Here is a 13374-nt window from a genome sequence, read left to right as displayed (position 1 = left end):
GACGTGGCTGAGCAGGACGACGCGGTCCGACCGCCCCCGTTGTTATCCCTGCGCGGCGTCAGCAAATCCTATGGCGCGGTGCACGCCCTGAGCGGTGTGGAACTCGACCTCTACGGCGGCGAGGTTCATGCGCTGGCCGGGGAGAACGGTGCGGGAAAGTCCACTCTGGTCAAGATCCTGGCAGGCGTGCACGCCCCGGACTCCGGTGAGCTGCTGATCGACGGCAGACCGCATCCGCTGGCCGACACCGCCGCCGCCCGCGCGGCGGGCATCGCGGTGATCTACCAGGAACCGACGTTGTTCCCCGATCTGTCCGTCGCGGAGAACATCTTCATGGGCCGCCAGCCCACGACGAGGCTGGGCCGCATCGACCACCGCGCCGTCCGCCGGTCCTGTGCGGAGTTGTTCGCCCGACTCGGGGTCCGGCTCGACCCGGACCGGCCCGCGCGGGGCCTGTCGATCGCCGACCAGCAGATGGTGGAGATCGCCAAGGCGCTGTCCTTCGACGCCCGCGTCCTGGTGATGGACGAGCCGACCTCCGCGCTGTCGGGCATCGAGGTCGAGCGACTGTTCGGCGTGGTCCGCTCGCTGCGGGACTCGGGCGCGGCCGTGCTGTTCATCTCCCATCGTTTCGACGAGATCTTCGACCTGTGCAGGCGCATCACCGTGCTGCGCGATGGTCGTTGGGTCTCCACCGACGCCGCCGAGGATCTCAGCGTCGACACGGTGATCCGCCGGATGGTCGGCCGCGAGGTCGCCAGCCTGTTCCCGAAGACCGTGGCACCCCTGCGCGACGTCGTGCTCGACGTGACGGGCCTGAGCCGGGCCGGGGTGTTCCACGACGTCGATCTCCAGGTCCGGGGCGGCGAGATCGTCGCGCTCGCCGGGCTGGTCGGCGCAGGCCGCAGCGAGGTGGTGCGCGCGATCTTCGGCGTCGATCGGTACGACGCGGGATCGGTCCGGGTGGCGGGAAAGCCGCTGCGGCCGGGCAGCCCGGCGGCGGCGATGGCCGCAGGCATCGCGCTCGTGCCGGAGGACCGCAGGCAGCAGGGTCTCGTCATGGAGCTGTCCGTCCAGCGCAACACCACGCTCACCCGACTGTGGCGGCTGGCCCGGTTCGGCTGGCTGACCGGCCGGGACGAACGATCCCACGCCGAACAGTGGTCCCGGCGGCTCCAGGTGAAGGCGGGCCGACTCTCCGACGCGGTCTCCACGCTGTCCGGCGGCAACCAGCAGAAGGTCGTGCTGGCGAAGTGGCTGGCCACCGAGCCCGCCGTCCTCATCGTCGACGAGCCGACCCGAGGCATCGACGTCGGAACCAAGTCCGAGGTGCATCGGCTGCTGTCGGAGCTGGCCGGAGAGGGAATGGCCGTGATCATGGTGTCCAGCGAGCTGCCGGAGGTGCTCGGCATGGCGGACCGGGTGCTGGTCATGCACGAGGGACGGCTCGTCGCCGACATCCCGAGGGACCGCGCCGACGAGAACAGCGTGATGGCTGCCGCGACCGGCGGGCAGGACCGGCCGTGAGCACGGAGGCCGCCCCGCGAACGCCGCCCGAGACACCGCCCGGAGCGGAGCCGCCCGGCCGTCGGTTCGACGTCGGCGGCCTGCTGCGCAGGCTGCTGGTGGCCAGGGAGATGGGCGTCCTGCTCGCCCTGGTCCTGCTGCTGGGCGTGACGCTCTCGGCCAATCCTCGATTCCTGTCCGGTCAGAGCCTGCGTGACCTGCTGCTCGGCGCGTCGATCCTCGTCGTGCTGGCGGCCGGTCAGGCCATGGTCGTCATCACCAAGAACGTCGACCTCTCCGTCGGATCGGTGCTGGGCCTGTCGGCCTATGCCACCGGCACCCTGCTCGTCGCCGCGCCGGGCACGCCCCTGCCGCTGGTGGTGCTCTTCGGCATGCTGTTCGGTGCGGTCTGCGGCCTGGTGAACGGCGCCGTGGTCGCCGTGGCAGGCGTCCCGTCGCTGGTGGTCACGCTGGGCACCCTCTACGTCTTCCGCGGGCTGGACTCGATCTGGGCCTCGGCCTCTGGCCGCCTCCAGATCAACGCCGCCGACCTGCCCGCCGGATTCACCTCGGCCGGGACCGAGGCCCTGCTCGGGGTGCCGCTGCTGGCGGTCGGCGCAATCATCGTCGTGCTGGCGGTCGGCGACCACCTGCGGTCCTATCGCAGCGGCCGGGAGCTGTACGCGATCGGCTCCGACGGCGCCGCCGCCGGACTGTCCGGCATCCCGGTCGGGCGCCGGGTGCTCACCGCCTTCGTGGTCAACGGCATGCTCGCCGGTCTGGCGGGCGTCATGTACGCCGCCCGATTCGGCACGCTGGACGCGACGGCGGGCACCGGCCTCGAACTCCAGGTGGTGGCCGCCGTCGTCATCGGCGGCATCGCCATCACCGGCGGCAGCGGCACGGTCTGGGGCGCGGCCATCGGCGCCGTCCTGCTCACCGTCATCGGCGCCGCCCTGCCGCAGCTCGGCGTGAGCGCCTTCTGGCAGCAGGCGTCGATCGGGGCGCTGATCCTGCTGGCCATCGGACTGGACCGTGCGCTCGCCCTGCGCACCGCCCGCAGACTGAGGAGGTGGGACACCCGTGCCACCTGAACCACGGCAGCAGACCCGCAGACGTCCGACCCTGAGCTGGGATCTCGCCGTCGTCGGCGTGCTGCTCGTCGTCCTGGTCGTCGCGTCGATGAGCGTCAGCGGCTTCGCCAGCACCCGCAACATCGGCTTCCTGCTGCTCGACATCATGGTGATCGCGCTGATCGCGCTGCCGCTGACCCTGGTGGTGGTGACCGGCGAGATCGACCTCTCGGTGGCCAGCACTGTCGGCCTCACCAGCGCGGTGATGGGCTCGCTGTGGGTGTCGGGGCTGTCGCTGGAGCTGATCGTGGTGCTCTGCATCGTGCTCGGCGGCGTCCTCGGGGCCGTCAACGGACTCCTGGTGACCGGCTTCGGCCTCCCGTCCCTGGCGGTCACCATCGGCACACTCGCCCTGTTCCGGGGCCTGGCCTTCGTGGTGCTCGGCGACCGGGCCGTCGCGGACTTCCCCTCGGACTGGACCGGCTGGGCGATCGGCTCGATCGGCGGCACCGGCATTCCCAACGCCGTGCTGCCGCTGGCCCTGCTCGCCGTCGTGTTCGTCGTGATCCTGCACTTCACCCCGATCGGGCGCGGCCTGTATGCGATGGGCAACAACACCGAGGCCGCCGTCTTCGCGGGCATCGCGGTGCGGCGTACCAAGTTCTGGCTGTTCGTCGCCACCGGCGCGGTGTCCGGGCTCGGCGGGGTGTTCTGGACGCTGCGCTTCGCCAGCGCCCGCGCGGACAACGCCAACGGCCTTGAGCTGCTGGTGGTGGCTGCGGTGCTGCTCGGCGGGGTGTCGATCTTCGGTGGACGCGGCGGCCTGTTCGGCGTGCTCGCCGCGGTCCTCCTGCTCGGCTCGCTGCGCAACGCACTCCAGCTGGTCAACGTCTCCTCCGACGCACTCAACGTCCTCACCGGACTGCTGCTGATCATCTCGGTGGTCGTGCCCTCGCTCCTCGCGCGGCGGCGAGGTCGTCGGCGTCCGGGCGGCGGACCACCTTCCGGAGCGAATCCCGTCCCCACCACCGCGGCGAGTACGGGCGGGCCGTGACTCCGCTCCAGCGCGGCGAGCCCGAGCCCGACGACCGACCGAAAGGCACGACATGACCTCCTCCCTGGCGCGGCCCCGTCTCGTGACGGCCACCGCAGTACTCGGTGCCACGCTCCTGCTCACCTCGGCCTGCGGCGGCGGCACCACCCGAGGCGACGAGTCCGCCGAATCGGGCGGCGGACCGGCCGCGACCGGCGAGGCGAATCCCGACGCCGAGATTCCCGAGGGTCTCACCGTGACCTTCCTGCCGAAGCAGCTCAACAACCCCTACTTCGGCGTCGCCGACGGCGGCGGCGAGGAGGCGGTGGCCGAGTTCGGCGGCGAGTTCAGCGAGGTCGGGCCCTCGGAGGCCAGCGCGTCCTCCCAGGTCAGCTACATCAACACCCTCACCCAGCAGGGCGTCGACGTGATCGCCACCTCGGCGAACGACCCCAACGCGATCTGCGGGGCGCTGAACCAGGCCAGGGAGGGCGGCGCCAGCGTCGTCACCTTCGACTCCGACACCGACCCCGGCTGCCGCGACGTGTTCATCAACCAGGCCTCCGCCGAGGGCATCACGTCCACCCAGGTGGAGATGCTGGTCGAGGAGATCGGCGAGTCCGGCCAGGTGGCGTTCCTGTCGGCGACGGCGAACGCGACCAACCAGAACCTGTGGATCGATCTGATGGAGGAGCAGCTCGCCGCGGAGTACCCCGACATCGAGGTCGTCGCCACCGTCTACGGCGACGACGAGGACGAGAAGTCGTTCCAGGAGACCCAGGGCCTGCTCCAGACCCACGGCGACCTCGACGCGATCGTCTCGCCGACCACCGTCGGGCTGGCGGCCGCCGCCCGCTACCTGTCCGGCTCGGAGTTCCAGGGCGAGGTCACGCTGACCGGGCTCGGCACCCCCAACCAGATGCGGGCCTTCATCGAGGACGGCACCGTCGAGCGCTTCGCCCTGTGGAACCCGGCCGACCTCGGCTACCTGGCCGCCTACGCGGGCGCCGCCCTGTCGGCGGGCCAGATCGTCGGCGCCGAGGGCGACACCTTCACCGCCGGGCGTCTCGGCGAGTACACCGTGGCCGCCGACGGCGAGATCGTGCTGGGCGACCCCACGGTGTTCACCAGCGAGAACATCGAGGAGTTCGACTTCTGAGGTCGCCTTCCACTTGAGCCGCCGGGCCGGGCCGCGACGGGGTGACCCGGCGGGGCCCGGCCTCGGTGTGTCGGGGCCGTAGGCGCTCGCGGTGCGTGCGGGGCAGGCCCAGGGGATCGCCTGTGACACGTCGGCGAGGTGGACTCGCGGAGGGCAGTCGCAGGCACGCAGGGCGGATTCTGTTGTCGGTCCGTCGCCGTGCACTGAGCCTGCGGGCGGACGCCGATCCGCACGAGCGATCGACGTCCGCCCCATGGTGCTCGCTGGCTCAGGCGAAGCCTGCGCCGGTCAGCGCACCTCGGTCAACTCCACCGGACCGCCGTCGAACTCGGTCAGCGGCTCGTCGTCTTCCTCGTCGACAGACGGCACCGGCTCCGACGCGACGCCGATCGTGTCGGGGTAGGCCGAGCGGAACACGTACAGCTCGTCGGCGATGCCGAGGAAACTGATCACGAGGTAGCCGGAGGAGTCACGCAGCACAGCCGCGTCGCCGGTCGCCGGATACGCCTGCCCGGTTCGCCGATCCACCAGCTGAGTCCATCCGCCGTACAGTGAATCGTCGAGAGCATCCTGGACTGCGACCCAGAGGTAGCCATCCGCGCCCCTTGCGACGACGGTCGTCCGATCGCCCGCCCGGTTCACCGCCGCCGGGCTGCCGACGAACGTGCGATCTCCTACCGGCGCCCAGCCTGCGGAGAGCGTCGACTCACGCAGCTCATGGATGCGATCGTCCCCGCCGCGCGCGAAGAGCCGCCACTGACCGGTCGAGTCGATGGTCAGGCTCGGCCTGCCCTCGAATCCGTCACCGGGCAGCGCGGTCCAGACGCTCGGGGTCCCGTCCTCCACGGTGACGAGCTGGTAAGTGCCCTGATCGTCTCGGACCACCACATGGATCTGGTCGCCTTCCTCGACGACGGTGAAGTCGGAGGTCAGGTTCGATCCGCCGAGCGGCCACCAGCGGATCTTCGCGCCAAGAGCACCGTCCTGTTCGCGGTGGAGCAGCCTGCCGTCCTCGGTCACGGCGAAGGCGGTCACCGATCCGTCGGCCGTCTCGACGAGCTGCGCGGGTCCCGGTGTCCAGCCACCGAGGGGCGAGAAGGTGCTCCAGTCCCCGTCGACGCGTGACGCGCCCCACGTCGAGGAGTCCGTTCGCTGGCCCACGAGTGAGGTCTCGCCGTTCGATCGTTGAACTGCTGAGGGCTGTCCAACGAACTGCGGACCGCGATCCAACAGCGTATAGCCGAAGTAGGTTGGATCATATGGATAGCGCTGCCACGCTTCGAACAGCCTGCCGGAGGACTCGGTGAAGTACAGCCGGAGCAGACCGGATGCATCCTCCGTCGCCATGATCGCCTGGGAGCGATCATTCTCCGGCGCGACGTTTCCAGGCAGATCCGATGAGTCGTACGTGCATGCGGCGCCGTCGGCGGTGATGTCCTGGTATCCCGACCAGCCCGTTCCGACCACCTTGCGGAAGTTCTCGCCGGTCTCCCAGTCGTCGGTCTCGCGATCCCATCGATGACTGACGAGATCCCCGGTCTCCTCGTCTACTCCATAAACGAGATCCGCTCCGATGGAGAACAGATGAGAATAATCCCAGCCGTGTCCGGCGGGCTGTGCGTATTCCAACCAACGCTGGGAAGGGTGGTGGTACTGGAACCTGAAGAGGGCGGTGTCGGGTCGTTGTGCGTACAGCACGCCGTCGCCGCCTGCGAAGATCCGGTCGTATTGATCCCAGCCGGTGTCGATGACGTCGCCGGTGATCGACCAGCTGTCGTTCCGACGATCGAACAGGGACGTGGTCAGCGCGCCCTCGCCGTCCACGGCGAAGATCACCCCTTGGTCGTCTGCGGTGATCTGATCGCGGTTCGCAGGCCTGGCCCAGTGATCCCAGCCCTGCTCGGCCACGACTCGATACCGCAGGCCGTTCGGATTGGCCCGCCAGGCTCGTCCGTCCAGCTCCATGTAGCGAAGCTGGCCGTTCGCGTAGACCTGGAGAAAGCCGCCGTCCGGCAGTCCGACGGGCGTCCCGGACCAGAGCGGGGACAACGGCGTCTGTGGTCCCCAGGACGGCGAGTCCGCGAGCACGTCCTGCTGTTCGACCAGCCGGATGGACCGGTCAGGACCGTGCGTGAATATGTTCGCGGTGGGCAGGCAGGAACGCGCGCCAGGGTCGTCTTCGGCTGCATTCTGCGCGACGGCAGGTGTGGGCGCGAATGTCGTGGCGGCGAGAACGAGTAGGAGAGTGAGTGCCGAGGTCGATCTCCTCGGCATCCTGACTGAGTGCACGACGTTGCTCCTTGTGGGTGTGCACGACGAACCGATGTCCGCCTTCTCCGGAAGTCTCGCAGAAGATGATCGATGTTCCGGAAGAACATTCGATCGAGGAAGTAGGTGACTTTCTCACTATTCCGGTGCGGAGCCGTCGCCGATCAATTGCGCTATTCGGCCTAGCCGTCGTCGAATGGCAGATCGAAGACGCACTCCAGATGCGGACCGGTTCTGCCAGTGCAGAGAGTGCGGGGACGACCGAGGCAGCTGCGAGTCCGTCTCCCGGCGTCCGGGCAGGTTCGGATCGACCCGATTCCGGACATAGCCACCCGCCCGCCCCGCTATCGTGACCGCGTGCTGTCTGTGCGTGGCCTGACCAAGGTCTACGGCGGGCGCCGCGTCGTGGACGATGTCAGCTTCGAGCTGCGGCCCGGCACGGTGACCGCCTTCCTCGGTCCCAACGGGGCCGGGAAGTCCACCACCCTCCGGATGATCAGCGGGCTGACCATCCCCGACGCCGGGGAGAGCTTCGTCGCGGGCAGGCCCTTCACTCGCTGGGCGAACCCGGCGCAGGTGGCGGGGGTGCTGCTCGATGCGGCTGCGGTGCATCCCGGCCGGACCGGGCGCGGACACCTGCGCAATGCCGCGTTGCTGGCGGGGCTGCCTGCGCGGCGGGTGGACGAGGTGCTGTCGCTCGTCGGGCTCGGTGACGCGGGTGGGAAGCGCATCGCGGCGTACAGCCTGGGCATGCGGCAGCGGCTCGGGATGGCACAGGCCCTGCTGACGAATCCGCCGATGCTGATCCTCGACGAGCCGATCAACGGGCTCGACCCCGAAGGCATCCGGTCGGTCCGGCAGTTGCTGCGCGGCTACGCCGAGCGTGGTGGCACGGCCCTGCTCTCGAGCCACGTGCTGTCCGAGGTGGACCAGACGGCCGACCGGGTGTTGGTGATCGGCGCCGGGCGGATCGTGGCGGACGGGCCGCTGAGCGAGCTGACGAACTCCCATCGCTCGCTGGTCCGGGCCCCGGACATGAACCGGCTGGCCTCGGTGTTGACCGCCGCGGGCATCGCGATTCAGCCTGCCGCCGACGGTCATCTTGCCGCCCACGCCTCGGTGGACCGCGTCTCCGAGGTCACGTTCAACGCCGGTGTCCGCCTGCTCGGGCTCGCCCAGGAGAGCGTGAACCTGGAGGACCTGTTCTTCCGCCTGACCGGGGAGAGTGCCTGATGACCGGCCCCTACACCCAGCCGCCCGGCCCGCCAGGGCAGTCAGGCCAGTACGGGCCGCCGGGGCAGTACGGTCCGGCGGGGCCGGGCCCGCATGGCCAGTACGGGCCTGCGGCGCAGCACGGCGCACCGTCCCCGTACGGCGCTCCGGGACCGGCAAGCGGACCGATCGGGACTGTTGCGCCGCCGCAGGCGAGCCCGCCCTATGGACACCCCGCCGGGGCGCCTGCCGGACCGCCGGGAACATCGCGACCTGGGGCGTATCCCGATCCGGCCGGGCCGATTCTCACCCGACCGCCGCAGCACAGTCCCACCGGCGGCGCGGGCCGCGCCGCCGGAGCCGCGCCGGACTGGGCGACCCGCGCCGCGAAGCGGACCGGCTTCCACACCCTCGTCCGCGTCGAGCTGCGCAAGCTGGTGGGCACCCGGTCGGATCGCATCGTGCTGCTGCTCGCGCCCGTGCTGTTCTTCGGCGTGATCGCGGGCATCGTGGCCGTCGATCCGAGCATGCCCGCCGTGTTCGAGCAGATGCTCCCGTTCTACGTGGCCGCGCAGATCGGCCAGCTGCTCCTGCACGCCGCGCTGATCAAGCTGGTGGCGGGGGAGTGGCAGTACAAGAGTGTGCAGCCGACGCTGCTGATGCAGCCATCACGGCTGCGCTATCTCCTCGCCCAAGGCTCGGTGCTCGGCCTGGTGTGGCTGGTGACCACCGTCGTGTCGTTCGCGGCCTATCCGCTGATCGTCGAGGCGGCGACCACCTCGGCGCACTTCGGCTATCTGCTCGGGCACCGGCTGCCCTGGGTGCTGGCCGTGATCGCGGTCGCGCTCTTTCAGGCGCTGCTCGCCTCGTTGGCCATCGCGCTGCTGGTGCCCAACACCGCGGGCGCACTGGTCGCCTACTTCCTGTTGATGCCCACGCTGACCGTGGCTCAGGCCGCGCTGCCCGACGTCTTCGGCTGGTTCGCGCCGCTGGAGCTGTCCAGATACCTGATCACCCCGGACGCCGACGTCGTGCCCGGCGTCGTGTCCGGGGTCGTCTGGTTGAGCCTGTTCGCCATCGGTGTCATCCAGCTGACGCAGCGCGACGCGGGCTGAGCGCGGTCCCCCGCCGGGCCGTCTCGGACGATTCCGCTGCGGACTGTGCTCAGCGGCGCTCTGGGATCGGCTGCAGGCCTGCGCCCCGCTCGGTCAGACCCGGTTCGGTGCCTCGATCGGTGATGCCGCGCTGACGGCTGACGGCAGGCCTACGGAATCAGCACCGCAGAGCGGCCTCGTGCCCCCGCCGGGCTTCCGGGGTGCAGACCCGGTTCGCGGCGGGGTGTCGAGGGTTGCTGCGCGGTCGTGATGCCCGTCCCGTCGAGGGCCGGACCACGGCCGTGATCTCGCAGACGTGTCGGCCGTGACCTTGTCGCCGCTGTCGAGGACCGCCCCGGGCCGTCGTCGACGTCGTGCGTCGCCTGCCGGTCGCCGCGCCGTGCGACCCGTCCGGATGCCCCGGCGAACATCCGCCCCGCGAGCCAGCGAACCGTCACCCTGCGGCCAGCCTGCTGCCGCCCTCGGGATCGAGCGCGGCGACGAGGACCTCGGCCATCTCCTCGGCTCGGGAGCAGTAGTCGGCGATGAGCTGGTCGATCGGGTAGTCCTCGTCCAGCAGGTGCAGCCGATCGCTCTCCTCGCGCGGAATGGACACGGCGACCTCGAAGGGACCCTGATAGCCGGTGTGCACGGCGGTGGTGCACTCGTTGCCTACCGAGCCGTTCTCGTAGGTCACCGTGTAGTAGCGCTCGTCGAGAATCCAGCGGCGGAAGTGGTCGGGGTATATGCCGGTTCCCCGCCAGGTGTCCACGAAGTACCGCCGTTGCGATTCGCGGCCGGCGGGGGCGGTCTGGCTGAAGAACACGCCGCCCCAGCTCTCTGTGATCGAGCAGCCGACGTAGATGCCCTCGGCGGTCATCGGCTCGCCCGTCAGGCCGAGTTCGCTGAACACCTCCGGTGGCAGGCTCTCGCAGGTGTTGTCGAAGATCGGCCTACGGTCCGTCTGGAAGTCGAGGTTGTCGTAGGCCACCAGGCTCTTGTCCAGCACGGCGCCGGAGCCCGTGCCCAGCGGCGGCTCCGGCGGTGTGACGCAGCCTGCGGCGAGCAGTCCGACGATGAGGAGCCCGAGCGCGCCGCCGAGCCTGCTGCGGACGAGTGACACGTTCTCGAACCCCCTGGGTCGACAGAGCTGCCTGCGATGCGAGTCGGCAACCGACGAGTCGCGGCTCGGCGGACCTGTGACGTGGTTCGTGGGCTCGCCGGGACGACACCGCAGTTTATGGGGTGGGTGCCGATCGGCGAGGCCTTTCCCTCGGATAGCCGAGCCCGATGCCGGCCAGGCTGATCGGGTGCTCGGCAGCCTGGGGTCGTCGAGCGGCGCGCAGTCCGATCGGGACAGCCTGTTCCGGGCGGCGGTCTTCACGCCCACGGCCGCCGGACCGAACCGGACCGGCACTTCAGACGGCCCGAGATCCGCGCCCCGTCTGACGGCTTCCGACGTCGAGCGGAGTCTCTCGGCCCGCCGCCGAGGCCCTGGTCAGTGCCGTCTGCTCAGCCCGCCGACTCCTTGCCCAGCACCCGCGTGACCCGCTCGGCCTCGCGGCGGCCCGCGAGCTTCGCCGGGTCGGCCTGATGGCACTGGACCAGCGAGGCGCCCGACACCAGCACCGGCAGCAGATGCGCCGCCACGCCCTCGGGAACGGTCCAGTCCAGTGTGGACAGCACCCGATCCGTCGCGCCGATGCCCAGCTCGGCGGCGCGGGCGCGGGCCGAGGCGAGCACCGTGTCGACGTCGGCGCCCGCCAGTGCCGGGGCGTCGCCGCCCACCGGCTCCCAGACGGTGAAGTCGTCGCCGTAGACCCGGATCTCCGAGGTGTAGTCGACGAGCCCGACCCCGGCGTCGGCGGGCAGCCGGACCGGAGCGCCGAGGGCGTCCAGGCCGACGACCGCGACGGTCCGCGCACCGAGGGCGGCCACCACCTCCGCAGGCGCGGTCGCCGTCGCCGTCGCATCCCGCGTGCCTGCCACCTCGGCCGCCGGGATGATCGCGACCTCCGCGCCCGCCGTCTCCGCGCGCACCTCGGCGCCGCACCACCACGCGCCCAACAGCACGCCCAGGGTCTGCCAGTGCGCGGGCAGTCGCACCGCAACCGGCATCCCCGGTTCGACGTCGAGTTCGTCCCGCAGCCAGTTGGCGGTCTTGGCGGCCCAGTTCGCCACGGTCGCCGAGGACAGCTCGATCCGGTGCCCGGCCGCATCGTCGTAGAAGGTGATCAGCGGGCGGGCTCCGCCTGCGGCCAGCAGGGGGCGGAGCAGCGTCTCGGTGACACTCATCTGGCGTCCTCGTCGGGCAGGGCCGCGCGGGGCGGCGAAGGCGGACGGATCAGTTCACGCAGGGCACCCCGCCTGCGGTGATCGGCTCACCGGTGTCCGGGGGCTGCGTTCGCACCATACTTCCGGTGCCGGTCGCCGCCGTGCCTGCCGGGGCGATAGCGGGTGCCTCGGCCATGCCGACCGGCTGTTCCTCGGCCGTGCCCTCGTCCTCCCTGGTCAGCTCCTCGACGAAGTCGCGAACCTCCTGCCGATCGACCGTCACGATGCTCTGGCCGCGATCGTTGCGCAGGCCGACGCCGGTGACCGGGATCGTCACGAAGGCGACGTCGCCGCCCGCGATCCCCTGGAGCTGCCGGGCGAACACCAGCGGGTCCAGTGCCTCGTCCAACACCACGGAGGACTGCATCGCGTCCAGCAGATTCTGCAGCCTGCCCGGATCGGTCAGGGTGCCGGTGGAGAGCACCTGATCGACCAGCGCGGCGAGGAACACCTGCTGCCGGACGATCCGATCGAGATCCCCGCCGGGCAGATTGCGCTGCCGCACGAAGGACAGGGCGTCGCCGCCCGAGATGGTCTGGTAGCCCTGGGCGAAGTTTGCGCCGGAGTCGCTGTCGCTGGTCGCGCGGTTCAGGCAGACCTCGACCCCGCCGATGGCCTCGGTGAACAGGTAGAAGCCGTAGAGGTTGATCTCGGCATAGTGGTCGATGCGGGCGCCGGTCAGATCACCGACGGCGCCGATCAGGGCGCGCCTGCCCGCATCGTTGGACTCGCGCTCGATCTGCGCCTGGTCGGTCACGCCGTCGGCGCGCAGTTCTCTGGCCCGCTGCGTCTTCACCAGGCCCAGCGCGCCGTTGATCTTCTCCTCGCCGAGGCCCGGCACCGGAACGTAGGCGTCGCGGGGGATGGAGATCGCGTAGGCGGCGCTGCCGTCATCGGGAATTCGCAACACGATGATGGTGTCGGTGTTCAGGCCGACCTCGGCCTCGGTGCGCAACTGCCGGAGTATGTGCTCGGGCAGCGGACGCCCCTGGGCGTCGGTCCGGCTGTCGGTGCCCACTAACAGGATGTCGGTGGCGGTGTCCTCCACCGGAGGCGGCGGTGGCGTGGCGGACTCCGAAGACGGCGCGGGCTCCGGGGCGATCGTGAACTCGTCGATGTCGCTGAGCACGGTGGTCGTGGTGATGCTGTCCTGCACCTGGTCGAGCTGCGACCAGACGTAACCGGTCATGCCGAGGACCGCCACCGATACCAGCGCGGTCAGCGACCGGCCACCCGCCAGCAGGAAGCGGCCTCCCGTGCCGCGCCTGCGCCGGGCTGTCGAGTCCACTGCGGATAAGCCCGCTGCCCCCGGCCGCGACGGTGCAGCCGGCCCGGCCCCCGCCTGTTCGGCGGCTGTCGTGGTCGCCGACTCCCGTGCCGAGGAACGCGACGACTCCGCGTCGGACCCTGGGTCGGGCTCCGAACCGGATTCCGAACCCGACGGCTCCGCCGCTTCGCGTTCCGCCGCGCCGGCGCGGTCCCCAGCGGTGTCCGCTCTGTCCTTCTCATCCGAGGGCCGACGTCCGGGCGTCTGCCCCGGACCGTCGACGCCCTCCTGCTCGTGCGGCATTCACACCCCCGACGTGCTGAACCTGCACTTCCCAGGCTAACCGCCGGTTCCTGCCTCCGGTGTCGTCTTGACCGAGGCGAGACGCTCGCCTCAGCCGTGTGCCGCGTCCGGCTCGCGCGCGAGCC

At 70.6% G+C, this 13374-nt stretch carries 10 protein-coding genes; 6 read left to right on the top strand and 4 right to left on the bottom strand.

The features are described 5' to 3' along the window. Positions 1 to 3 precede the first annotated feature (3 nt). From UA74_RS26950 to rhaS, 4 genes are all read left to right on the top strand, one after another. Positions 4 to 1527, top strand: a complete 1524-nt coding sequence (locus UA74_RS26950) for a sugar ABC transporter ATP-binding protein (RefSeq protein WP_075765706.1) — start codon at positions 4 to 6, stop codon at positions 1525 to 1527. Positions 1528 to 1637: 110 nt separating this feature from the next. Then, positions 1638 to 2600, top strand: coding sequence for an ABC transporter permease (locus UA74_RS26945; protein ID WP_083684166.1), 963 nt, complete (start codon positions 1638 to 1640; stop codon positions 2598 to 2600). Next, positions 2590 to 3633 (top strand): ABC transporter permease, encoded by a 1044-nt coding sequence (locus UA74_RS26940; RefSeq protein ID WP_232237490.1) that lies wholly within the window; start codon positions 2590 to 2592, stop codon positions 3631 to 3633. Before UA74_RS26945 ends, UA74_RS26940 begins: the two co-directional genes overlap by 11 nt. A gap of 52 nt (positions 3634 to 3685) precedes the next feature. Further along, positions 3686 to 4771, top strand: coding sequence for a rhamnose ABC transporter substrate-binding protein (rhaS, locus tag UA74_RS26935; protein WP_075765704.1), 1086 nt, complete (start codon positions 3686 to 3688; stop codon positions 4769 to 4771). 288 nt (positions 4772 to 5059) lie between these two features. Here rhaS and UA74_RS26930 read toward each other — a convergent pair whose 3' ends face one another. Further along, on the bottom strand, positions 5060 to 7060 hold the full coding sequence (locus UA74_RS26930; protein WP_157442334.1) for a tachylectin-related carbohydrate-binding protein: 2001 nt from the start codon (positions 7058 to 7060) through the stop codon (positions 5060 to 5062). Positions 7061 to 7396: 336 nt separating this feature from the next. Between UA74_RS26930 and UA74_RS26925 the strand changes: the two genes are divergently transcribed. Further along, positions 7397 to 8272, top strand: coding sequence for an ABC transporter ATP-binding protein (locus tag UA74_RS26925; protein ID WP_075765700.1), 876 nt, complete (start codon positions 7397 to 7399; stop codon positions 8270 to 8272). Beyond that, on the top strand, positions 8272 to 9366 hold the full coding sequence (locus tag UA74_RS32490; protein ID WP_157434465.1) for a collagen-like triple helix repeat-containing protein: 1095 nt from the start codon (positions 8272 to 8274) through the stop codon (positions 9364 to 9366). The genes UA74_RS26925 and UA74_RS32490 overlap by 1 nt, the downstream gene beginning before the upstream one ends. Before the next feature lie 433 nt (positions 9367 to 9799). Here UA74_RS32490 and UA74_RS26915 read toward each other — a convergent pair whose 3' ends face one another. From UA74_RS26915 to UA74_RS26905, 3 genes are all read right to left on the bottom strand, one after another. After that, positions 9800 to 10468, bottom strand: coding sequence for a DUF3558 domain-containing protein (locus tag UA74_RS26915; protein ID WP_075742711.1), 669 nt, complete (start codon positions 10466 to 10468; stop codon positions 9800 to 9802). Positions 10469 to 10857: 389 nt separating this feature from the next. Then, positions 10858 to 11640 carry a TIGR03089 family protein gene (locus tag UA74_RS26910; protein WP_075742710.1) on the bottom strand — a complete coding sequence of 261 codons (783 nt, stop codon included), beginning with the start codon at positions 11638 to 11640 and terminating at the stop codon, positions 10858 to 10860. A gap of 49 nt (positions 11641 to 11689) precedes the next feature. Continuing rightward, positions 11690 to 12967 carry an LCP family protein gene (locus UA74_RS26905; protein WP_232237488.1) on the bottom strand — a complete coding sequence of 426 codons (1278 nt, stop codon included), beginning with the start codon at positions 12965 to 12967 and terminating at the stop codon, positions 11690 to 11692. Between the last annotated feature and the right edge of the window lie 407 nt (positions 12968 to 13374).

Source organism: Actinoalloteichus fjordicus (assembly GCF_001941625.1).
Taxonomy (GTDB): domain Bacteria; phylum Actinomycetota; class Actinomycetes; order Mycobacteriales; family Pseudonocardiaceae; genus Actinoalloteichus_A; species Actinoalloteichus_A fjordicus.
This window is presented reverse-complemented; position numbering and strand designations above follow the sequence as displayed.

What these genes read in the sequence shown, in the direction of transcription:
- UA74_RS32490 (WP_157434465.1), top strand. Translation starts at nt 8,272, where the DNA reads ATGACCGGCCCCTACACCCAGCCGCCCGGCCCGCCAGGGCAGTCAGGC.
- UA74_RS26910 (WP_075742710.1), bottom strand. Translation starts at nt 11,640, where the DNA reads ATGAGTGTCACCGAGACGCTGCTCCGCCCCCTGCTGGCCGCAGGCGGA.
- rhaS (WP_075765704.1), top strand. Translation starts at nt 3,686, where the DNA reads ATGACCTCCTCCCTGGCGCGGCCCCGTCTCGTGACGGCCACCGCAGTA.
- UA74_RS26945 (WP_083684166.1), top strand. Translation starts at nt 1,638, where the DNA reads ATGGGCGTCCTGCTCGCCCTGGTCCTGCTGCTGGGCGTGACGCTCTCG.